19 protein-coding genes are annotated in these 20,398 nt (G+C 68.4%); 8 read left to right on the top strand and 11 right to left on the bottom strand.

The window, feature by feature from the left end; translation table 11 throughout:
- The first annotated feature begins 27 nt into the window (after positions 1-27).
- Positions 28-771 carry a precorrin-6A synthase (deacetylating) gene (gene cobF, locus ABZV40_RS39365; RefSeq protein WP_355454073.1) on the top strand — a complete coding sequence of 248 codons (744 nt, stop codon included), beginning with the start codon at positions 28-30 and terminating at the stop codon, positions 769-771.
- A gap of 83 nt (positions 772-854) precedes the next feature.
- Here the strand turns inward: cobF and ABZV40_RS39360 are convergent, their stop codons facing one another.
- Positions 855-1,379, bottom strand: coding sequence for a TetR family transcriptional regulator (locus ABZV40_RS39360; protein WP_355454071.1), 525 nt, complete (start codon positions 1,377-1,379; stop codon positions 855-857).
- 92 nt (positions 1,380-1,471) lie between these two features.
- Here ABZV40_RS39360 and ABZV40_RS39355 point away from each other — a divergent pair, with 92 nt between their 5' ends.
- The gene (locus ABZV40_RS39355; protein ID WP_355454069.1) at positions 1,472-2,287 is read left to right on the top strand and encodes an oxidoreductase; all 816 of its coding nucleotides are present in this window, start codon (positions 1,472-1,474) and stop codon (positions 2,285-2,287) included.
- A gap of 347 nt (positions 2,288-2,634) precedes the next feature.
- Here the strand turns inward: ABZV40_RS39355 and ABZV40_RS39350 are convergent, their stop codons facing one another.
- Entirely contained in the window at positions 2,635-3,330 is a 696-nt protein-coding gene (locus ABZV40_RS39350; RefSeq protein WP_355454067.1) for a protein phosphatase 2C domain-containing protein, read from the bottom strand.
- A 52-nt stretch (positions 3,331-3,382) separates the two neighbouring features.
- Here ABZV40_RS39350 and ABZV40_RS39345 point away from each other — a divergent pair, with 52 nt between their 5' ends.
- Both ABZV40_RS39345 and ABZV40_RS39340 read left to right on the top strand, forming a co-directional pair.
- The gene (locus ABZV40_RS39345) at positions 3,383-4,765 is read left to right on the top strand and encodes an N-6 DNA methylase (RefSeq protein ID WP_355454065.1); all 1,383 of its coding nucleotides are present in this window, start codon (positions 3,383-3,385) and stop codon (positions 4,763-4,765) included.
- 16 nt (positions 4,766-4,781) lie between these two features.
- Positions 4,782-5,732, top strand: coding sequence for a serine/threonine-protein kinase (locus tag ABZV40_RS39340; RefSeq protein WP_355454063.1), 951 nt, complete (start codon positions 4,782-4,784; stop codon positions 5,730-5,732).
- Here ABZV40_RS39340 and ABZV40_RS39335 read toward each other — a convergent pair.
- Together ABZV40_RS39335 and ABZV40_RS39330 are read right to left on the bottom strand one after the other, a co-directional pair.
- The gene (locus tag ABZV40_RS39335; RefSeq protein WP_355454061.1) at positions 5,638-6,498 is read right to left on the bottom strand and encodes a DNA-3-methyladenine glycosylase; all 861 of its coding nucleotides are present in this window, start codon (positions 6,496-6,498) and stop codon (positions 5,638-5,640) included. The genes ABZV40_RS39340 and ABZV40_RS39335 overlap by 95 nt on opposite strands.
- A gap of 138 nt (positions 6,499-6,636) precedes the next feature.
- Positions 6,637-7,350 carry a response regulator transcription factor gene (locus ABZV40_RS39330; RefSeq protein WP_355454059.1) on the bottom strand — a complete coding sequence of 238 codons (714 nt, stop codon included), beginning with the start codon at positions 7,348-7,350 and terminating at the stop codon, positions 6,637-6,639.
- A 204-nt stretch (positions 7,351-7,554) separates the two neighbouring features.
- Here ABZV40_RS39330 and ABZV40_RS39325 point away from each other — a divergent pair, with 204 nt between their 5' ends.
- Complete coding sequence (locus tag ABZV40_RS39325) at positions 7,555-9,963, top strand: tetratricopeptide repeat protein (RefSeq protein ID WP_355454057.1); 2,409 nt, start codon at positions 7,555-7,557, stop codon at positions 9,961-9,963.
- 29 nt (positions 9,964-9,992) lie between these two features.
- Here the strand turns inward: ABZV40_RS39325 and ABZV40_RS39320 are convergent, their stop codons facing one another.
- Positions 9,993-10,769 carry an NAD(P)H-dependent oxidoreductase gene (locus tag ABZV40_RS39320; protein ID WP_355454055.1) on the bottom strand — a complete coding sequence of 259 codons (777 nt, stop codon included), beginning with the start codon at positions 10,767-10,769 and terminating at the stop codon, positions 9,993-9,995.
- Positions 10,770-10,894: 125 nt separating this feature from the next.
- Here ABZV40_RS39320 and ABZV40_RS39315 point away from each other — a divergent pair, with 125 nt between their 5' ends.
- Complete coding sequence (locus ABZV40_RS39315; protein ID WP_355454052.1) at positions 10,895-11,737, top strand: helix-turn-helix transcriptional regulator; 843 nt, start codon at positions 10,895-10,897, stop codon at positions 11,735-11,737.
- Here the strand turns inward: ABZV40_RS39315 and ABZV40_RS39310 are convergent.
- Together ABZV40_RS39310 and ABZV40_RS39305 are read right to left on the bottom strand one after the other, a co-directional pair.
- On the bottom strand, positions 11,663-11,824 hold the full coding sequence (locus ABZV40_RS39310) for a DUF397 domain-containing protein (protein ID WP_355454049.1): 162 nt from the start codon (positions 11,822-11,824) through the stop codon (positions 11,663-11,665). The genes ABZV40_RS39315 and ABZV40_RS39310 overlap by 75 nt on opposite strands.
- Before the next feature lie 13 nt (positions 11,825-11,837).
- The gene (locus tag ABZV40_RS39305; protein ID WP_355454046.1) at positions 11,838-12,668 is read right to left on the bottom strand and encodes a helix-turn-helix transcriptional regulator; all 831 of its coding nucleotides are present in this window, start codon (positions 12,666-12,668) and stop codon (positions 11,838-11,840) included.
- Positions 12,669-12,881: 213 nt separating this feature from the next.
- Here ABZV40_RS39305 and ABZV40_RS39300 point away from each other — a divergent pair, with 213 nt between their 5' ends.
- Complete coding sequence (locus ABZV40_RS39300) at positions 12,882-14,495, top strand: glycosyl hydrolase family 18 protein (protein WP_355454043.1); 1,614 nt, start codon at positions 12,882-12,884, stop codon at positions 14,493-14,495.
- 60 nt (positions 14,496-14,555) lie between these two features.
- Here the strand turns inward: ABZV40_RS39300 and ABZV40_RS39295 are convergent, their stop codons facing one another.
- From ABZV40_RS39295 to ABZV40_RS39280, 4 genes are all read right to left on the bottom strand, one after another.
- Positions 14,556-15,617, bottom strand: a complete 1,062-nt coding sequence (locus ABZV40_RS39295) for a serine hydrolase domain-containing protein (RefSeq protein ID WP_355454040.1) — start codon at positions 15,615-15,617, stop codon at positions 14,556-14,558.
- A 2-nt stretch (positions 15,618-15,619) separates the two neighbouring features.
- Positions 15,620-16,711: a serine hydrolase domain-containing protein gene (locus ABZV40_RS39290; RefSeq protein WP_355454037.1), complete on the bottom strand. Its 1,092-nt coding sequence runs from the start codon at positions 16,709-16,711 to the stop codon at positions 15,620-15,622.
- A 90-nt stretch (positions 16,712-16,801) separates the two neighbouring features.
- A complete protein-coding gene (locus tag ABZV40_RS39285) occupies positions 16,802-17,881 on the bottom strand; it encodes a serine hydrolase domain-containing protein (RefSeq protein ID WP_355454034.1) in 1,080 nt (359 codons plus the stop codon).
- Between the two features lie 27 nt (positions 17,882-17,908).
- Positions 17,909-19,186, bottom strand: a complete 1,278-nt coding sequence (locus ABZV40_RS39280) for a M14 family zinc carboxypeptidase (RefSeq protein WP_355454031.1) — start codon at positions 19,184-19,186, stop codon at positions 17,909-17,911.
- Between the two features lie 363 nt (positions 19,187-19,549).
- Between ABZV40_RS39280 and ABZV40_RS39275 the strand changes: the two genes are divergently transcribed.
- Positions 19,550-20,314, top strand: a complete 765-nt coding sequence (locus ABZV40_RS39275; RefSeq protein ID WP_355454029.1) for an alpha/beta hydrolase — start codon at positions 19,550-19,552, stop codon at positions 20,312-20,314.
- The last annotated feature ends 84 nt before the right edge of the window (positions 20,315-20,398 follow it).

Raw genomic sequence — 20,398 nt, 5'->3', positions numbered from 1 at the left:
GCCGATCCGCTCGGTTAGGGTGTCCGGGTGCGAAAGATCCTGGTCATCGGCATCGGCGCGGGCAATCCCGACCACCTGACGGTGCAGGCCGTCAAGGCGTTGCAGACGGTCGACGTGTTCTTCGTGCTGGACAAGGGATCGGTGAAGCAGGAGCTCGTCGACCTGCGCGCGTCGATCCTGGCCGAGCACGTGACGCGCCCGTACCGCTGGGTCGAGGGCCGCGACCCGGACCGCGACCGCAACCCGGCCGACTACGAGGCCACGATCGACGCCTGGCGCCGAGCCCGCGCGGACGTGTGCCTCTCGCTGCTGTCGGAACTGGGCGACGACGAGGTCGGGGCGTTCCTGGTGTGGGGCGACCCGTCCCTGTACGACTCGACGCTCGCGATCCTCGACGACCTGGCCGCGCGCGGGGAGTCGTTCGAGGTCTCGGTGATCCCCGGCGTGACGTCGGTGGCGGCGCTGACGGCCGGGCACCGCGTGTCGCTCAACCAGGTCGGCAAGCCCGTGCAGATCACGACCGGCCGGCGGCTGGCGGCCGGCTGGCCGTCCGATGTGGACGACGTGGCCGTGATGCTGGACGCGAAGTGCTCGTTCGAGGGGGTCGACCCGGACACGTGGATCTACTGGGGTGCCTATCTGGGCATGCCGGACGAGATCCTGGTGTCCGGACGGGTCGGGGACGTGGCGCCGCGCATCCGCGAGCTGCGCGAGGAGGCCCGTGCGCGCAAGGGCTGGATCATGGACACCTACCTGCTGCGCAGGTCCTGAGCACCCGCACCCGAGCGCGTCGCGCCGGATGCTCGATGAAGGGCTCCTTCCTCCACCTGAGGTGGAGGAAGGAGCCCTTCATCTCAGCTCAGCAGCCGGGTCACGGCTTTCACGACCAGTTCGCGCGTGGCGACCGGCGTCGAGAACGCCAGTATCGACAGGTGCACGACGAGATCGAGGAGCTCCTCGGCCTCGAAGTCGGTCGTCAGCAGACCTTCCCGCTGAGCCTCGGCGACGGCGGCGATCTTCTCGGCGTGGTGGTCGGCCTCGGCCTTGTTGGTCGCCTCGAAGCCGTTCTCCAGGCGGTGGTAGCCGGCGAGGCGGAGCAGCTCGGGCTGCCGTTGGTAGGTGTCGAAGAGGCGGCCCGCGTAGCCCGGCAGGTCGTCCGGCGTGATGGGGACGGCTTCGATCACCTGGGCGAGCTGGATCTTCAGGACCTCGTCGAAGAGGCCCTCCTTGCTGCCGAAGTAGGCGTAGATCATCGCTTTGTTGCAGCCCGCTTCGGCGGCGATGCGATCGACGCGCGCGCCGGCGATGCCGTGCGTGGCGAACTCGGTCAACGCCGCTTCGAGCAGCTTGGCCTTGGTCGCTTCCCTGTCCCTCACCACGCGGACCATTCTAACCAACCAGTTGGTTGACAGGCGAGGCGCGCCGTGGTTGCCTGGAGTTAAGCAACCAACCGGTTAGTTGGGAGAGGGTCATGAAGGTCGCGCTGGTCACGGGAGCCTCGTCGGGCATTGGCGAGTCCACGGCCGTTGAGCTGCACAAAGCCGGGTACACCGTGTACGCGGCGGCGCGGCGGGTGCAGCGGATGGAAGGGCTGGCCGCGCAGGGCATCCGGGTGCTGGAGATGGATGTGACGCGGGACGAGTCGATGGTCGAGGGTGTCAAAAAGATCATCGCCGAGGCCGGCCGGATCGACGTGCTCGTGAACAACGCCGGGTACGGGTCGTACGGCGCGGTCGAGGACGTGCCGCTGGACGAGGCGCGGTACCAGTTCGAGGTCAACGTGTTCGGACTGGCGCGGCTGGTGCAGCTGGTGGCGCCGCACATGCGGGAGGCGGGGCGCGGGCGGATCATCAACGTCTCGTCGATCGGCGGGCGGATCTACGAACCGCTCGGTGCCTGGTACCACTCGACGAAGTTCGCGGTGGAGGGGTTGAGCGACTCGCTGCGGCTGGAGCTGAAGCCGTTCGGCATCGACGTCGTGGTGATCCAGCCCGGCGGCATCAAGACCGAGTGGGGCGGCATCGCGGTCGAGAACCTGCAGAAGACCTCGGGCGGCGGCGCCTACGCGGGGCAGGTCAGGCAGTTGTCCGCGCTGTTCTCGCAGGCAGAGCGCGGGAGTGAGCCGAAGGTCATCGCGGACGTGATCGTCAGGGCGGCGCAGGCCCGCAGGCCGCGGACCCGGTACGCGGCGGGGTTCGGGGCGCGGCCGATCCTGTTCGCGCGCAAGGTGTTGTCAGACCGGGCGTTCGACGCGATGTTCCTCGGTGCGCTGCGGCGCTTCGCCTAGCGGCCGGCATCGGCACCTCCGGATCAAGAACCACCGAGGGGAGTCGTGTGCACGAGGGGCTGTCGCCGGACGCCGAGCAGCTGGAACGCGGGCCCCGCGTTCCCCTCCACGGCTGCACAGCCGCGCAGAAGTTCGTTCCGTTACCCGCGTCCGAGCGCGTCGCGCCGTTCATCCCGATCGGGTTCGCCGCTCCCGCCGGGCGTACCGGATCTTCCGCACTGCCGCGCACCGTGCGATCAGGCCTCGCCGGGCGCGTGGCGACGTGGATGAAGGCGCCCTTCATCCACACCAGGTGGAACAAGGCGCCCTTCATCGACGGCGAGAGAGCGAGAGAGCGAGGGTCGCGGCTAGCGCTGCCACCACTTCTTCCTGACCACGTCGACGATCACGCACGTGATGTTGTCCGGGCCGCCGTTGCCGTTGGCGAGCGCGACCAGCTGCCAGGCCGCCTCCGTACCGTCCTCAGTGGACAGCAGGATGTGGTGGACGTCCTCCAGGTGCGCGTAGTCCGTGAGCCCGTCGCTGCACAGCAGGTAGCGGTCCTCGATCCTGGCCTGGTGCCACGACAGGTCCGGGTCGTGCGAGTTGCCGGACTGCAGGGCGCGCAGCACGTACGCGCGCCGCGGGTGGTTCGCGGCCTCCTCCAGCGTCATCCGGCCAGCGTCGACCAGGGCCTGCACCATGGTGTGGTCGTGGGAGAGCTGCCGCAGCTCGCCCTCGCGGAGCACGTACGCGCGGGAGTCGCCGATGTGCGCGAGCTGGAACGCGAGGCCCTCCCAGCGCATCGCGGTCAGCGTGGTGCCCGCGCCCTGCGGGGCTTCCGCGTCGAGCCTGCGCGCGATCTCGGCCACCGCGGGGCCCAAGTCGCCCCGCCAGGAGGCGAGGACGTTCACCGCGATGGCACTGGCCAGCTCGCCGTGCTCGTGGCCCCCCATGCCGTCGGCCACGGCCTGCAGGTCCGGGCGGACGTAGACCGAGTCCTCGTTGTGCTCGCGCACGAGACCGGGATCGGTCGCCACGGCGATGCGCAGCTCGTGTGTCATGTGATCAGTAGACCAGTTGTGAACTGACTTCACAAGCAATACTGTTGTGAACATGGATGAGACGGTCAACGCCGGGGACATCGCTCGCCTCGCCGACGTGGGGCGGGCGGCCGTGTCGAACTGGCGGCGGCGGTTCGAGGACTTCCCCTCGCCGGTCGGCGGGACGGCCTCCAGTCCGTTGTACCTGCTGCGCGACGTCGAGACGTGGTTGCGGCGCAACGGCAAGCCGTTCCGCGTGTCGCCGGCCGAGCGGCTCTGGACGCAGCTGCGCACCGTCGACGACCTGCGGCTCGGCGAGGCGCTCGCGGCGGTCGACGCCGACGCGCAGACCTTCGAGTTCCTGCACGAGCGCTACCTGGAGGCCCACTCGCGGCTGCTGAACCCCACTCCGCCCGAGGTCGTCGAGGTCGTGCTCGCCACGACCGACGGCGACACGGTGATCGATCCGGCGTGCGGGACCGGAAACCTGCTCAAGGCGTCGAGGGCACGTCACAAGATCGGGCAGGAGCTGGATCCGGTGTCGGCGGTCATCGCACGGCGGCGGTTGCCCGAGGCGCAGATCATCACCGGCGACTCCTTGCGGCACAACGGGATCGCCCAGAAGGCGGATGCGGTGCTCTGCGACCCGCCGTGGCACGACCGGACGTGGGGGCACGAGGAGCTGGTCGGCGACCCCAGGTGGACCTACGGCCTGCCACCGCGCGGCGAACCGGAACTGGCCTGGCTGCAGCACTGCCTGTCGCTCGCCAAGCCCGGTGGTCAGGTGGCGGTGCTGCTGCCGTCCGCCGCCGCGTCGAGACGGCCGGGCAAGCGGATCCGCGGCAACCTGTTGCGCGCCGGGGCGATCCGCGCCGTGATCACCGTGCAGCAGGGCCGCGACCTCTGGCTGCTGCGCAACCCGATCGGCCGCGTGCCCGAGCGGATCGCGCTGCTGGAAGGACCGGGACCGGTCGAGCCGAACACGCACGTGATCGACCTGTTGGACGACGACGTCGACCTCAGCCCCGCCCGCCGCAGCCGCACCGACGCCTCGTCCTACCTCGCCGCCCAGCCGGACTTCACCCTCCCCGACCTCCCTGAGCTGCAGGAACAGGCCCAGCCACCGATGACCACGATCGGCGAGCTGGTCCGCGGCGCCCCCGGCGCGCACGTCGTCACCTCCCCCACCGGAGCCACCTACGAGATCGACCCGGACCGGGTCGACCCGGACTTCCTCGAAGGCGTGCTGCGCGCCGCGTTCGCCCGCACCCCCACCGGATCCACGCGACTGGACGTGCGCCGGACGCAGGTGCCTTCGCTGCCGATCCACGCGCAACGCCGGTACGGACAGGTGTTCGCGCAGCTGAAAGCACTCGAAGCAGGCCTCCAGGAAGCCGCCGGACTGGTCCGGCTGGGGTACGCGGGGCTGCTCGGCGGCCAGATCGGCCCGGTCTGACGGTTAGGCTTCCCGAGTGCTGATCGCCGACCGCTACGAGATCGACGACCTGCCGCTGGGGCGGGGCGGCATGGGTGCCGTGCACCGGGGGCGGGACCTGCGCCTGGACCGGCGGGTCGCGGTCAAGCTGCTGCGGCTGCCGGGCAGCGACGACGAGGTGCAGCACCGGTTCGCCCGCGAGGCGCGGATCGTGGCCAGGCTGGAGCACCCCGGAGTGCCGGTCCTGTACGACTTCGGCACCTACGACCAGCGGCTGTTCCAGGTCATGCAGTTCGTGGACGGCGTCACGGTCGCGGACCTGGTCGGCGAGTTCGGCCCGCTGCCTCAGGCGTGGGCGGCGAACATCGCGGCGCAGGCGGCCGCGGTGCTCGCGGAGGCGCACGGGCAGGGCATCTGCCACCGGGATCTCAAGCCCACCAACCTGATGCTGTGCCCGGACGGCGCGGTGAAGGTGCTCGACTTCGGGCTCGCGCTGCTCAAGGAGAGCGACGTGGCGCCGTTCAGCCGGGCCGGTCAGATCCTCGGGACGCCGTCGTACATGGCGCCCGAACAGATCCAGCGCGGTACCGCCGAACCGCGCAGCGACCTCTACGCGCTGGGGTGCGTGCTGCACGAGATGCTGACCGGTGAACAGCTGTTCACCGGGCCGACGGCGTACGCGGTGTTCGACAAGCACGTGAAGGAACCGCCGCGGCGGCTGCGCAGCCCGCTCGACCCGGTCGTGCAGCGGTTGCTGGCCAAGGACCCCGAGGCGCGCCCGGCCGGCGCGCACGACGTGTTCGTTGATTTGCAACGGTTTGCGCAGGATCCGCCGCCGTTGCCCGGTTTCGTGCACCGCCCCTCGGCGGCGGCGATGTACGCGAGCGTCCAGCTCAGGCCGGAATCCGGTTCACCTCGTGATCACCGGTCGCCCACAGGTGCTGCACCGCGTACGCCCGCCACGGCCGCCACACCTCCGAACGCCTGATCAACGCGCCGGGCGTCGAGGGCAGGCCCAACGCCTTGGCGGCCAGTCGGATGCCGAGATCGGTCGGCAGGAACGCGTCCGGATCGCCCAGCGACCGCATCGCAATCGATTCCACGGTCCACGGGCCGAAGCCCGGCAGCGTCGACAACCACTCGCGCGCGACCGCGCGATCAGCAGTGGGAGACAGGTCCAAACCGGACTGAAGCGCGTCCAGCAACGCGGCCATCGTGCGGCGCCGGGACTGCGGCATCGCGAGGTCGGCGACGTCGAACTCCAGCGGGAACAGGAACAGGTCACCGACCGGTGTGCCGTAACGCGACACGAGACGGGCGGCGTGCGTGCGCGCGGCCTTCGTGGAAACCTGTTGGCCCAGCACGGCCCGGATGGCGAACTCCGCGCCGTCGACCGTGCGCGGCACACGACGGCCTGGCGCACTCAACACCAGTTGTGCCAACAACGGGTCAGAAGACAACACGTCGTCGACCTCGGCCGGATCGACGTCGAGATCGAGCAGGAAACGGCAAAGGTCTAGAGCTTTGGGCAGATCACGTTCGTCCGACAGCTCCACAGTGCACTCGACGTGATCGGTCAAGGGCCGCAAAGACGCGATCCCGCAACCGAAAGGGAGACGCAATGAGCGCCGGTACACGCCGTCGCGCCACTCCTCCACGCCGGGCACCGCGGTCGCGATCAGGTGACCGAACAGGTTGTCACGGCAAAGAGGTGCCTTGAAAGGCAAGCGTTTTGTGAACGCGCTCAAGCGCATGCGCACCAGCATGACGTGCTGCCAACCAAGACGCTGGCGGGAAAGCGACATCTTTCTGGACGGGGCCAACCGGGTGACCTGCTTCGCGACGCGATCTCTCCTGGCTAGGCTGGCTGCTGCGCCGTTGCAACAGTCAGTTCAGCAGGGAAGGGCGGCGTCGCGTGCGATGAGAGCGGCTTGGACGCGGTTGTCGCACCGCAGTTTCGTCAGCAGTCGGCTCACGTGGGCCTTGATCGCCCCTTCCGAGAGGTACATGAGCCTTGCGATGCGCGCGTTCGCCATGCCCTGTGCGAGGTACACCAGCACTTCCTGCTCCCGCCGGGTGAGCAGGCTGATGCGGCTGCGCGCGGCGTCACGGCGTTCCGAGTCGGCGCCGGTGAAGTGGTCGACGAGCGCGCGTGTCGCGGACGGCGACAGGACGGCCTCGCCCGCGGCGACCACGCGCACGGCGTTGACCAGAGCGTCGGGTTCGCCGTTCTTGAACAGGAATCCCGCCGCGCCGGCGCGCAGGGCCGGGAACAACATCTCCTCGGTCTGCGGGGTGCACAGCATGATCACCTGGGTGCCCGGCACGTGCCTGCGCACCAGGCGCACCGCCGCAAGACCCTCCATGCCGGGCATCGCGGCGTCCATCAGCAGCACCTGCGGCCGGTGGCGCCGCGCGAGCTCGACGGCACCGCTGCCGTCCCCCGCCTCACCGACCACCACGACGTTGCCGGAACGCTCCAGCACGCCGCGGACTCCGGTGCGGATCAGAACCTCGTCGTCGGCGATGCCGACGGTGATCGTGCGCGGCTTGTCCACCAGTTGCAGGCCTGTGCTCGCCCACGAGGTGCTGGTTGTCAACGTCATGCGGACTCCCTGTCAGACCGGAACCGTGGCCAGTTTGTCCCCGAACGAGCGTCTCGAAAAGGCAGGCATAACGAGCACAGCGCGAACCGTCTCGCACCCGAAGACGTGTAACGGGTTGCACGCGGCAGGTCACCAGTCGCGACCTGCGGTTCTGCCGTACCGAGACGGGGACGGCCTGCCGTTACGGCTGGAGGAGAGGGCCTCATGACCAGCACCGGACGTTGCGCCCTGTGCGACGGCACGCTGCCTCCCGCCACCTCCGAGCAGCGCAGGTCCTACTGCTCCAACGCCTGCCGCCAAAGGGCTTACCGCCGCCGCGCGGCCGTTCCCGCGTCCACTCCGGTGAGCAGCAGGAACTTGCGTGTGCTCTCAAATTTGCCCGCAGCGCGCGACACGTTCGTCGGCCGCCAGCCGGAACTGTCGAAGCTCGACCAGCTGATGCGCAGGCACCGTCTCGTTACGCTCGTCGGCAGTGCGGGTGCGGGTAAGACGCGACTGGCGCTGGAGGCCGCGGGCCGGTTGCGGCGCGGGCGGACGGACCGGGTCCTGCTCGTCGAGCTCGGCGAGGTGACCAGTCCTCAGGACGTCATGCCCGCTGTCGCGCACGCACTGGGTGTTGTCGCGCAACCGGACGAGCCGTTGCGCGACACGGTCCTGGAAACGCTCGTGAACATGAAGGTGGTCGTGGTCCTCGACAACTGCGAACACCTCCTCGACACGTGCGCCGAGCTGACCGACCTGCTGCTCAACCGCTGCCCCGGCGTCCGGGTGCTGGCGACGTCGCGCGAGGCGCTGTGGATCACCGGTGAGGTCAGCTTCCACGTCGAGGGACTGCCGGTGCCGTCGACGGACCGCGACCTCGTCACGACCGCGGCGCCGCGCTCCGAGGCCGTGAAGCTGTTCGTGGAACGGGCCCGCGAGCGCAAGCCCGACTTCCGGCTGACCCCGTCGAACACCGCGGCGGTCGCCTTGTTGTGCGCACGGCTGGAGGGCATGCCGCTCGCGATCGAGCTGGCGGCGCGGTGGGTGCAGCTGCTGCCCGTCGCGGACATCTGCGACCGGATGGACGAGCCGCTGGAACTGCTGACGCTGGGCTGCCGCAAGTCGCCGTCGCGTCAGCGTTCCCTGCGCGAGGCGATCGACTGGAGCTACCGGTTGCTGCGGCCGGACGAGCAGTTCGCGTTGCGGCGCCTGTCGGTCTTCGACGGCGGCTTCGACCTGGTCGCGGCCACCGAGGTCTGCTCGTCGGAGCGGTCGGCGGAGCCGGTGCTGGACGTGTTGTCCCGGCTGCAGGCCAAGTCGCTGGTGACGGCCGTGCCCGGCACGACGCGCTTCCGGCAGCTGGAGTCGGTTCGGTTGCACGCGCGGGAGAAGCTCGTCGCGGCGGGCGAGCTCGACATCGCCTACGAAGCCGTGGCGCGCTGGTTCACCGACCTGTCGGACGTGCTGATCACCTCACCGCTGTCGGTGCCGTTCGAGGTGCAGGACAAGCTCGACAACCACGTCGACAGCCTGCTCGGAACGGTCGAGTGGGCGGCCGAGCGCGCCGACGAACGGTTGCTGCTGCTGACTTCCGCACTGGCGGACTGCGCGGCCCGGCGCGGACGGCTGGGGCAGGCGCGTGTCCTGCTGCGGGACGCGTTGCGCCGACCGTCCACTCGGGACGACTACCGCTGCGTGGCGCTGAACCACGCCGCCCGGTTCGCGGCCGAGCAGGGCGATCACGACGAGGCGATCGAGCTGTCGGGCGAGGCTTCCTGGTTGGCGCGGTCGATCGGGCACCCGGCGCTGGTGATGAGCTCCCGCAGCACGTTGGCCGCCGTGCAGCAGTCTTCCGGCGAGTGGGAGGCGTCGGACGAGAACAACACCGAGTGCCTGCGCGTCGCCGAGTTGTTGGGCGAACCTCTTGCGCGTGCGACCTGTTTGGTGGACTTGGCCCGTACGGCGTTGTCGCTCGGTAAGCATGAACGGGCCGAGAAGGCCGTCATGAAGGCGTTGCCCATCTCGCGCACGTCAGGCGCGCCCGCGCGCATCGCCTCCGCGTTGAACACACGCGGCGCGGTGGCGTTGGTGCAGGGCGACCTGGACGAGGCGACACACGCCTTCCAGGAGGCGCTGCGCATGGACGGCGTGAGCCCGCTGACCGCACCCGACGCCTTGGAGGGGCTGGCGATCGTGGCGTTGATGCGCGGTCAGGCCGAGCGCGCGCTACGACTTGAGGCGACCGGACGAGCGCTGCGCCGCTCGGTCGGGGTGGTGCCGGATCCGTTCTGGGCGGAGAAGGTTGGCGGTGCCATGCGCACCGCACGGCTGATGCTGTCCGTAGCGCGCGCGGACGCCGCCTCCACTCCGTTGACCGCCACCGAGATCGAGGCGGTCATTCAGGACGAGGTGTGGCTCGACCGCACTGAAGCAGCCCACGACTCGTTGGACGACCACGAACGGCGTCTGATCGCGTTGCTGGCCACAGGCCTCACGAACCAGCAGATCGCGAACCGGCTCGGCGTGTCGGTGCGGACGGTGGCCTCCCGGTTGCAGCGGCTGCGCGAGAAGCTGGGGCTGCAGAGCCGGGAGGACATCGCGGCCTGGGGCGCGGAGCGGGCGATCGGCTGATCGTGTAAAGGTTTGCTCACACTTGACAGTCAGCGCACGTGGAGCCCGAAACCCGTGCGACCGGCGGGCTCCAGCCCCTCCTTCAGGTTCAGCGAGGGGATCTCGTAGTCACCGAAGTTCTGCCGCCGGAACGGGATCGGCTCGGTTGACTCCAGCGTGAGCAGCCGCTGCTCCCAGGCCTTGGCGGCATCCGCGTAGTCCTCGCTGGTCATGCGGTCGACGCCGTAGAGCACGAACGGCGGCAACACCTCGATGCCGGGGTAGTAGAGGATGCCGTGGTGGATCGGGAACAGCAGGTCCTCGATCGGCCCGTTGATCCCGCGAGCGGCGTAGTGCGACTCCGGGCCACCCGCGGTCACCGACAGCACGGCCCTCCTGCCCGCGAGCGTGCCTTCCCCGAAGCGCTCGCCGTACTTCGTGTCACTGTGCTCGCCCACGCCGTACGCGAAGTGGTAGGTGAACACCCGGTCGACCCAGCCCTTGAGGATCGCGGGCATCGTGTACCACCACAGCGGGAACTGGAAGATGATCGTGTCCGCCCACAGCAGCTTCTCCTGCTCGGCGCGGACGTCCGGGGTGAGCGTCCCGGCGTCGAAGGCCCGTCCGGAGTCCAGGGCCACCTTCAGCGGGCTTGACGCCGATGAGCCGTAGTCGGAAGCGTCCACCACCGCCTTCCAGTTCATCGCGTACAGGTCGCTCACCCGCACCTCGTGCCCAGCACTCTCCAATGTGGACACCGCGAGGTCCTTCAACGAGCCGTTCAGCGACTTCGGCTCCGGATGGGCGTAGACGATCAGCGTCTTCACTGGGAACTCCTTCAGATCGGGTGCTTTTCGATCCTGCGGCGCTCACCGCCTCCGCGTTCAGGGACTGGACTTCCTGGTAACGGCAGTACCACCCTCACCCGCACCACCGAGGCCATACTGGAGAGGTGGACGATCTGGCGAACTTCCTGCGGATCCGGCGTTCCCGAGTCGCCCCGGAGTCCGTCGGCATCCCCGTGGACCGGCACCGCCGCGTCGCCGGACTGCGCCGCGAAGAGGTCGCGCACCTGTCCGGCGTGAGCGTCGACTACTACGTGCGCCTGGAACAGGGCCGCGCGACCCAGCCCTCCGAACAGGTCCTCGACGCGCTCGCCCGCGTCCTGCGCCTCGACGAGACCGAACGCGAGCACCTCCACCGCCTCGCCCGCCAGCGCCGCCGCACCGCGAAGGCACCCAGCGGCCGGGTCCGGCCGGAACTGCTGCGCGTCCTCGGCCTGATCACGGACGCACCCGCGGTGATCGTGAACCACCGCATGGACGTGCTCGCCGGAAACCGCCTCGCCGGGCTGCTCTACAACCGGCCGTTGCAGGGCATGAACACCGCGCGGCACATCTTCCTCGAGGACACCGACCTCTACGCGGAATGGGAGAAGTGCACCCTCGATGTCGTCGGACACCTGCGGCTGGCCGCGGGCAAGTACCCGGACGACCCCCGGCTGGCCTCGCTCATCGGCGAGCTGTCGATGGGGAGTGAGCGGTTCCGCCGGCTCTGGGCTCGTGCGGACGTGCGCGCTCGTGGGCACGGGTGCAAGACGTATCGGCACCCGCTGGTCGGACTGCTGGAGCTGCACCAGGAGAACTTCTCGCTGCCCGACGAGTCGGGGATGGAGCTGCTGGTGCTGTCCGCAGCTCCCGGCAGCCCGGCCGACGACGGGTTACGCCTGCTCGCGAGCCTTGACAGCGCGGAGGAACGCCGACCACGAGTCAGAGCTGAGCGAGAGGTGGGCTGAGGGAGCCTTGCTGTCACGGATGCCGACACCGGTCGCCACCTCGACGCAGTTGCCCGCGTTGCTGCTGTAGCTGCTCTTGCGCCACATGAGAGGCGCCTCCTCAGGTTGCTAGTTCAAGGATCCTCCTGCGGGATTGTTCCGCATCCAACGCAGTCCGATCGAGTGACGTGAGCACGTTCGCGTAGCCGTTGACAGCTGTCTTTCCCTCGATGATGAGGTCGGAGTTCTCGCACTCGATGAAAACGACAGGCTCGATCCGATGGAACTTCATCAGCTCGAACGAACCCGCGAAACCAGCATGAGCACCCGCTGCGATGGGCACGATCCGGATCTCGATGTACGGACGCACCGACATCTGCAGCAGGTGGTGCAACTGCGCCCGCAACACATCCGCTCCACCCACCGGCACGAAAAGGATCTGCTCGTGGATGAAGAACGTGCACTTGAGCCGCTGCCGGAACACCTCCTGCACGCCTAGACGCGCGGCGACCCGTTGTTCGATCTCGTCATCGGGAACGCCAACGGTGGCCGCGAAGACGGCTCGCATGTAGTCCGGAAGCTGAAGCAGTCCGGGGATCAGCAACGGGCACCAGCTGATGAACTCCTTGGCCTTGCGGAGATGTTCGTACCAGGTCCGGGCGAGCACGGGATGAGTGGCGCCGTGGTGCTGCCACCAGTCTTTCGTGTCCATCTGCCGGAAGACCTGCAACATGTGGTCGCGCTCGTCCGGAGCGATGTGGCAGAAGCTCAGCAGGATCGCGAGATCGACTTCCGAGCAGCCGCCCTTGCCGTGGAACAGGTCCGACAGCTTGCTCGGGTCCCAGCCGATCTTCTCGCAGATCTCGCGCCCGGTCAGGCCGGTCCGGGCGATGGCCGCGCGGACGCCGTCGCCGAACTCGCGGCCGCGCGCCGTGGAGAAACGCTTTGGCATGGAACGAAGTTAGGGCCGACCGTCCTCTTTGCGCAGTCAGCGACACGAAACTCAACCCGAAGAGGCGTCGGGTCGGAACCCCTCCAATGGTTAACCAAGTAGACCGGAACCGTTTTCAGGCTACTCCGTTCGAGTAACGACAGAGGTCTAGACCTTGACCCTGAAGTGGTCTAAACCACATCGTTCCGGTTACCCCTGCGACTGAGGAGACCGATGTCCAAGTTCCGATGGCATCTTGCTGCTCTCTTCGCGGCCGTCGCCGCGATGGTCCTCGGTATCGTCGTCGTGCCCGCCGCGAGCGGTGCCGGTGGCGTGTCCGCCACGTTCTCCAAGGGTTCGGACTGGGGAACGGGCTTCGAGGGCAAGTACACGATCACGAACAACAGCACGGCGGCCCTGACGTCGTGGACTGTCGAGTTCACCCTGCCTGCCAACCACCGCGTGACCTCCCTCTGGGACGGTAGCTACACCACGTCCGGTCAGGTCGTCACGGTGAAGAACACCTGGAACGGCAACATCGGTGTCGGCCAGTCGGCGAGCTTCGGCTTCAACGGCGCGTACACGGGTACGTGGGCGCCGCCCACCGACTGCAAGCTGAACGGTGGCTCGTGCGACGCGGGCGGGACGAACCCGACCACGACGACCACCACAAGCACCACCACCACTACGACTACCACCACCACCACGACCACGACCGGTCCGCCGCCGCCTCCCGGGAAGATCAACCTGGGCTACTTCGCGGAGTGGGGTGTCTACCCGGCGCGCAACTACCAGGTGAAGAACATCGACACCTCGGGTTCGGCGGCGAAGCTCACGCACATCAACTACGCGTTCGGCAACGTTTCGAACGGGCAGTGCACCATCGGTGAGTCCTACCCCGCCATCGAGAAGGCGATGACGGCGGCGGAGAGCGTGGACGGCGTCGCCGACACGTGGGACCAGCCGGTGCGCGGCAACTTCAACCAGTTGCGCAAGCTGAAGAAGAAGTACCCGAACCTCAAGGTGCTGTACTCGTTCGGCGGCTGGACCTGGTCGGCCGGCTTCGGTCAGGCCGCGGCCAACCCGACGGCGTTCGCCGAGTCCTGCTACAACCTGATCAAGGACTCGCGGTGGGCCGACGTCTTCGACGGCATCGACATCGACTGGGAGTACCCGAACGCCTGTGGCAACAGCTGCGACACCAGCGGTTTCGCGGCTTACAAGAACCTGATGCAGGCGTTGCGGGCGCGGTTCGGCTCGCTGCTCGTCACCTCGGCGATCACCGCTGACGGCTCCAACGGCGGCAAGATCGACGCGGCCGACTACGGTGGCGCGGCGCAGTACGTCGACTGGTACAACGTCATGACGTACGACTACTTCGGTGCGTGGGCGGCGCAGGGCCCGACGGCCCCGCACTCGCCTCTGACCAGCTACAGCGGCATCCCGACCGCCGGCTTCAACTCCGAGGCCGCCCTCACCAAGCTGCGCGGCAAGGGTGTTCCGGCCGGCAAGCTCCTGCTCGGCATCGGCTTCTACGGCCGCGGCTGGCAGGGCGTCACGCAGGCGGCTCCCGGTGGCACGGCGACGGGTCCGGCTCCGGGCACGTTCGAGCAGGGCATCGAGGACTACAAGGTGCTCAAGACCAAGTGCCCCGCAACGGGCACCGTGGCCGGCACGGCCTATGCGTTCTGCAACGGCCAGTGGTGGAGCTACGACACCCCGCAGACGATCGCGTCCAAGATCTCCTGGGCCCGCGGCCAGGGCCTTGGCGGCGCGTTCTTCTGGGAGCTCACGGGTGACACCGCGGACGGAGAGTTGATCACAGCGATGAGGAACGCGCTCGGCTAGGCGCGGTCTTCGCAACGCCGGGAGGGGAGCTGGTCAGCCCAGCTCCCCTTTCGTTTGCGCTCAGCAGAAAACGGACTCCACGAGCTTGAGGTAGCCGTCGCCGGGCGTGCGGCCGTTCGCGGCATCGTTGACCGACAACGTCACCCGCTTCGCGGACGTGCCGATCATCATCGCCCCGTAACCGGGAATCGTGCCGTCGTGGCCGTACAGCGTGGCGCACGACAACCCCAGGATCGAGATGCCCAGGCCGTAGTCCGGACTCGCCGGCGTGGTCCTCGTGAGCTCCTTCTGCTGCTCGGGTTTGAGCAGTCTGCCGGTGAGCAGCGCGTCGAGGAACGTGTCGAGGTCGCGCGTCGTCGAGATCATCTCCCCCGCCGCTCCGCCCCACGACGGGTTGAGGCGCGTGACGTCGACCGGTGTGCCTGCCGCGTCGGGGAAGTAGCCGTGCGCGTGCGGACCGGGCAGGTCGACGTCGTTGCCGGGCACGACGGTGTCCTTGAGCTTGAGCGGCCTCAGGATCCGCTGCTCGACCGCCCATGCGTACGGCCTGCCGGTGATCTTCTCGATGAGCAGACCGACGACGACGTAGTTGGTGTTGGAGTAGCTGTGCTGCGTGCCGGGTTCGAACCCGAGCGGCCGGCTGGTGGCGATCGCGACCAGTTCGCGCGGATCGAACGTCCGGTAGCGGATCGACGGGAACCCTTGCGGGTCGAGCGGCAGCGCGTCCGTGTAGTCGTAGAGACCACTGGTGTGCTGCAACAGCTCACGAACGGTGATCCGGTCGTCGACCAGACCGGGCAGGTAGCGGACGACCGGCGTGTCCAGGCCGAGCCTGCCCTCGCCGGCCAGCTGCAGCGCCACCGTCGCCACGAACGGCTTGGTGACGCTGCCGATGCGGAAGGTTCCGTTGTGCGGCACGGGTTTGCGCGACCCGAGCTCGGCGACGCCGGACCGGAACTCGCCCAGTCCGGTGACCCGCGCCTGGATGCCGAGCGCGTTGGTGGACGTGGCGAGATGGTCGAGCATCCGCTGCACGGCCGCCTGCTGACCGGCCGGTGCCGCGGAGGCGACACCGGCCGTGGCGAGCAGGGTGGCCGCGGTGAGTGCGGCTACCAGTTTCATCGTCAGCAGAAGACCTCGGTGAGGAGCTTGTTCAGGGCTTCACCGGGGTTGCCGTCCTCCGGAGCGGAGGTGGCGTTGAGCTCCAGGCGCTTCTTGGTGTCCGGCGTGGTCAGCATCTCCGAGGAGTAGCCGGGGATGCCGCCGCTGTGGCCCATGACCTTGGTGCCGCACGGCAGTGTCTGCACCACCAGGCCGAGGCCGTAGCTGGGGCTGACCGCGGTGGTCTTGCTGATCTCCTGCTGCTGCGCGGGCTTGAGCAGCTTGCCGCTCGCCAACGCGGTCACGAACGTGTCGAGGTCGCGCGTCGTGGAGATCATCTCACCGGCGGACCAGGCGACCGACGGGTTCATGCGGGTGATCTCGGACGGCTGGCCGGCCACGGTCCACCAGGCGCGCGCGTGCGGGCCGTTGATGTTCGGGTTGTCGCCGGGCACTTCGGTGTCGTCGAGGTGCAACGGCCTCAGGATCCGCTGCTCGACGGCCTTCTCGTAGGGCCTGCCGGTCAGCTTCTCGACGAGCAGGCCGGCGACGACGTAGTTGGTGTTGGAGTAGCTCCACTTCGTGCCGGGCTCGAAGTCGAGCGGCTTGCTCGTGGACAGCGCGAGGAGCTCCTGCGGAGTCCAGTGCTTGTAGCGGATCTTCTCGAACTCGTCCGGGCTGAGCGGCAGCGCGTTGGTGTAGTTGTAGAGGCCGCTCGTGTGCTGCATGACCTGGCGGACGGTGATGCGGCTGTCGATCAGGCCGGGCAGGTACCGGACGACCGGTGCGTCCAGTTCGAGCCTGCCCTCGCCCGCGAGCTGCAACAACACCGTCGACACGAACGTCTTCGTGATGCTGCCGACGCGGAACCGGCCGTTCTCGGGCACGGGACGGTCGCTGTTCAGGTCGGCCTTGCCGGAACGGGCGGTGAAGCGCTGCCGCCCGTCCGTGACCCTGGCCTGCACGCCGAGCGCTCCCCCGCCCTGCGTCATCTGGTCCAACGCCTGCTGAACGACCTTGCGGTCCACGCCCTGCTCGTCGGCGAGAGCGGTGCCCGCGGTGGTCAGGGCCAGCAGACTTGCTGCGGTAACCGTTGCTACCAGTCGAATCCCCATGCCTCCCACCTTGGCGAGGCACGGGGATCGGCACATCGTCCCTGAGTCTGAACCGCCCTCAGGGACATCCCTTGCTCCGAACCCCTGCTCCTAGCAGAAGATCTCGTTGAGAAGGGCGTTGTAGCCGGGGGCCGGGTCACCGGTGCCGAGGCCCGCGGTGGCCGACAGCTCCGCGCGGCGCTGCAGGTCCGGCGTGTAGAACGCGTAGCTGCCGAAGCCCGGCACGCTGCCGGTGTGACCGACGATCGTCGTGCCGCACGGGGCTTTCTGGACGAACAGGCCGAGCCCGTACTCGGGGCTCGCCGGCGTGGTCTTCAGCAGTTCGCCCTGCTGCGCGGGCTTGAGGAGCTTCCCGCCGAGCAGCGCGGTGTAGAAGGTGTCGAGGTCCCTGGTCGTCGTGACGATGTCGCCGACGGCCCAGAAGACCGACGGGTTGAACCGGGTCGTGTCGGTCGCCTTGCCGTTCACCAGGCCGTACGAGTGGGCGTGCGGGCCGTGGAGGTCCGGGTCGTCGCCGGGTGACGTGGTGTCGTTGAGGTGCAACGGCGTCAGGATGCGTTGCCGGAGCACGCGCTCATAGGGCTGCTCGGTGATCTTCTCGATCAGCTGGCCGAGGATGACGAAGCCGGTGTTGTTGTACTCCCACTTGGTGCCCGGCTCGAACTGCAGCGGCCGGCTCGTCGAGATCGCGATGATCTCCGACGGCTCCCAGTGCTTGTACCGGATCGGCTCGAAGGCCTGCGGGCTGAACCCGATCGCGTTGGTGTAGTTGTAGAGGCCGCTGGTGTGCTGCATCAGCTGGCGGACGGTGATGCGGCCGTCGACCAGGCCCGGCAGGTAGCGGTCCACGGGTGCGTCCAGCTCGACCTTCCCCTCGCCGGCGAGCTGGAGCACGACCGTCGTGGTGAAGGTCTTGGTGATGCTGCCCGCGCGGAACCTGCCGTTGACCGGCACCGGCCGGGTGCTGTCCAGCTCGGCGGTACCGGAACGGGCGGTGAAGCCGTGGCGGCCTTCGGTGACGCGCAGCTGTGCGCCCTGGGCTGCCGTGCTCGTGATCTTCTCCAGCGCCTGCTGGACGATCTTGCGGTCGATCTGCTGGTCGTCCGCGACGGCCGTGCCGGTGAAGAGCAGGCTGAACGCGACGGCAGTGGTCAGTAATCGAGTCCCCATGGCCTCCAAGATGCCGTCAGGACGTCGTCAGTAGGGCTTCTGCGCCGCCTTCATGGCCGAAACGAGCATGGAACGCACTTTCGGCCAATGGACGTCCTTCTGGCACGAGTACGGCGGCACGAAACCGCCGCAGGTACCGGATGACGCGCCGATCTCCCACACGAAGCTCGGCACGCCCAGGTCGTCGTACACCCAGTCGTCCGTGGCACCGGACGCGTTGTAGAGCACCTCGCCTGGCTGCCCGGCCGTGAAACCGGACAGCGCGGCCATGTCGTTCGCGATCTTGCGGAGCGCGGCGTCGTTGCCGGTCTTCTGGGTGCTCCAGCCCCACGGGAAGAGCACGTAGTTGCCGTAGCTGTGCATGGAGATCACGGCGCCGGTGGTGTCCGGGGAGGCCGCCGCGGTGTCGCCGGGCTCGCGGGTGTCGCGGTAGAGCTTGCGCCACAACGACTCCAGGGCCTGCGTCTCCACCTCGGAGTCGGCGCGCGGGCCGCGGTAGATCTCGCTGCACTTGTTCGTGGACGTGCCGACCTCGCCCCAGTGCGAGCCGGCGTTGCGGTTCAGGTCGACGCCGCGCTGGCCCGACGAGCAGTCGCCGTGAGCGTTCTTGCGCTGCAGCACGGGCGAGTCGCCGCCGGACTCGACGATGTCGACGCCGTCCGGGTTGGCGATCGGCACGACCCAGACCTCGATCGCGCTCAGCATCGCGGTGAGGTCCGAGCCGACCAGGTCGTCGATGAACCGCCACGCCATGTCGCCGGTGGTGATTTCGCGTGCGTGGAGCTGGCCCATCACGAACAGGCGCGGTTTCGGCGCGGTCGGCGTCAATGCGCAGTCACCTGGGCGTTTCTGCGTGATGCAGATGGCTTTCAGGTCATATCCGCCGGCGCCCTGGGTCTTGCGCCAGGAGTCGCCGTAGTCGACGACGGTGGCGAGATCGGGATGGGTCGCGGCGACTTCGTCGAGATGAGCGATATGCGCGGCGACGGTGTGATAGCCGCCGTAGTACGTCGAATCCGCGAGAGAGCGCGGCGCCCATTGAGACGGAGGCATCACCGTCTCAACTGATGACCGGAACCCGTCCGCGCGGAGCTTGTCGGCGGTGTGCGCGTCGCCGATCACGAACAGGTCGGTGCCGTCGCGCTGCTCGACGACGTCGTAGCCGAGGCCGAGCAACCGTTGCGCGGAATCGCCGAGCGGAGCGGGCACACGCAGCACGAACGTCGGCTGTGGGCCGTCGGCCGGTGCCGGGGAAGGGCTGAGGAGAAGACCCAGGCAGGCGAGCAGGGCCAGTGCGATCCGCATGATCGACGATCATGGGCCGTCCGGACGAGCGGCGCCAGTTCGTTCGACCGACCGGATGACTACCGTCCGGTGCGTGGGATCGAGAAAGCGGCCACTTGGTACTCCGTGACGAAAGTCAATAGTATTTCCCCCAGCATCGCAGCGGTTATTGTGCTGACAAGGCCGAAACCGACTCGACAACAGCGAGGTTCCGCAGAAAAGTCGTGGGAGTTACGGGAGTGAAAACCATGGATCATCTTTACAACGACACCGTCGATGAGATCTCCCTGGACTTCCCCTGGCGCGGTTCCCTCACGGACGACGACGAGGGGTTGGAGCCGACCATCGTCCGCAGCATGGACTGACGAAACCCCGGGGGTCCCCATGTCCGGCCTGTCCACCGTCGTCAAGGGCACCGGCCCGGCCCTGCTGCTCGTGCACGGCGCGGGCGGCAGCGTGCAGGCCAACTACGGCCCGATCATCGGGACCCTCAGCCAGTACTTCACCGTCATCGCACCGGACCTGCCGGGCTCCGGCGGCTCACCGAAGGCGGCCGGACCGCTCGACCTGGAGAAGCTCGCCGACGACCTCGTGGACGTCGCGGTCAAGGCCGGACACGAGTCGTTCTTCGTCGCCGGCTACTCGATGGGCTGCGCGGTCTCGGTCACGGCCGCGGTGCGGCACCCCGAGCGGGTGCGCGGGCTGGTGCTGAGCGCACCGTTCACCAGGATCGACGCCGCGACGCGGGCGAAGATCGACGAGTGGAAGTCGTTGCTGGACGGCTCGCGCGCGGTGCTGTCGCGGTTCATCCTGTCGGTGATGTGCAGCAAGGAGTACCTGGCCCGGCTCACGCCCGCGCAGGCCGAGGGCTTCGCCGAGCTGATCGGCGCGAGCGTGCCGACCGGGTCGCCCGCGCACGTCGACCTGATCCTGAAGATCGACCTGACCGACTTGCTGCCGCAGGTGACGCAGCCGACGCTGGTGATCGGCGCGTCCGGCGACCAGCTGCTGTCGCGTCATCTCGGCAAGGAGGTCTCGGACCTGATCCCGGGTTCGAAGTACACCGACATCGCCTGCGGGCACGCGATCGCGCTGGAGTCCGCGATGCCGTGGGCGCGTCTGATCACGGACTACCTGACGTCGGTGTAGTTGCCCAGGCGCAAAGGCACGCGGGAACTTCGCTGCCGTGGATGAAGGGCGCCTTCATCGACCTCAGGTGGATGAAGGCGCCCT

The sequence above is a fragment of the Lentzea sp. NPDC004782 genome, from assembly GCF_040609115.1.
In the GTDB taxonomy this organism is placed as follows: Bacteria; Actinomycetota; Actinomycetes; order Mycobacteriales; family Pseudonocardiaceae; genus Lentzea.
Note: the sequence above shows the minus strand (reverse complement) of the source record. Positions and strands in the feature narration are given on the sequence as shown.

Excerpts from the sequence above, each read along its gene's own strand:
- ABZV40_RS39355 (WP_355454069.1), top strand. The coding sequence starts at position 1,472 with ATGAAGGTCGCGCTGGTCACGGGAGCCTCGTCGGGCATTGGCGAGTCC.
- ABZV40_RS39350 (WP_355454067.1), bottom strand. The coding sequence starts at position 3,330 with ATGACACACGAGCTGCGCATCGCCGTGGCGACCGATCCCGGTCTCGTG.
- ABZV40_RS39345 (WP_355454065.1), top strand. The coding sequence starts at position 3,383 with ATGGATGAGACGGTCAACGCCGGGGACATCGCTCGCCTCGCCGACGTG.
- ABZV40_RS39335 (WP_355454061.1), bottom strand. The coding sequence starts at position 6,498 with ATGCGCTTGAGCGCGTTCACAAAACGCTTGCCTTTCAAGGCACCTCTT.
- ABZV40_RS39330 (WP_355454059.1), bottom strand. The coding sequence starts at position 7,350 with ATGACGTTGACAACCAGCACCTCGTGGGCGAGCACAGGCCTGCAACTG.
- ABZV40_RS39325 (WP_355454057.1), top strand. The coding sequence starts at position 7,555 with ATGACCAGCACCGGACGTTGCGCCCTGTGCGACGGCACGCTGCCTCCC.
- ABZV40_RS39310 (WP_355454049.1), bottom strand. The coding sequence starts at position 11,824 with ATGTGGCGCAAGAGCAGCTACAGCAGCAACGCGGGCAACTGCGTCGAG.
- ABZV40_RS39305 (WP_355454046.1), bottom strand. The coding sequence starts at position 12,668 with ATGCCAAAGCGTTTCTCCACGGCGCGCGGCCGCGAGTTCGGCGACGGC.
- ABZV40_RS39300 (WP_355454043.1), top strand. The coding sequence starts at position 12,882 with ATGTCCAAGTTCCGATGGCATCTTGCTGCTCTCTTCGCGGCCGTCGCC.
- ABZV40_RS39295 (WP_355454040.1), bottom strand. The coding sequence starts at position 15,617 with ATGAAACTGGTAGCCGCACTCACCGCGGCCACCCTGCTCGCCACGGCC.
- ABZV40_RS39290 (WP_355454037.1), bottom strand. The coding sequence starts at position 16,711 with ATGGGGATTCGACTGGTAGCAACGGTTACCGCAGCAAGTCTGCTGGCC.
- ABZV40_RS39285 (WP_355454034.1), bottom strand. The coding sequence starts at position 17,881 with ATGGGGACTCGATTACTGACCACTGCCGTCGCGTTCAGCCTGCTCTTC.
- ABZV40_RS39280 (WP_355454031.1), bottom strand. The coding sequence starts at position 19,186 with ATGCGGATCGCACTGGCCCTGCTCGCCTGCCTGGGTCTTCTCCTCAGC.
- ABZV40_RS39275 (WP_355454029.1), top strand. The coding sequence starts at position 19,550 with ATGTCCGGCCTGTCCACCGTCGTCAAGGGCACCGGCCCGGCCCTGCTG.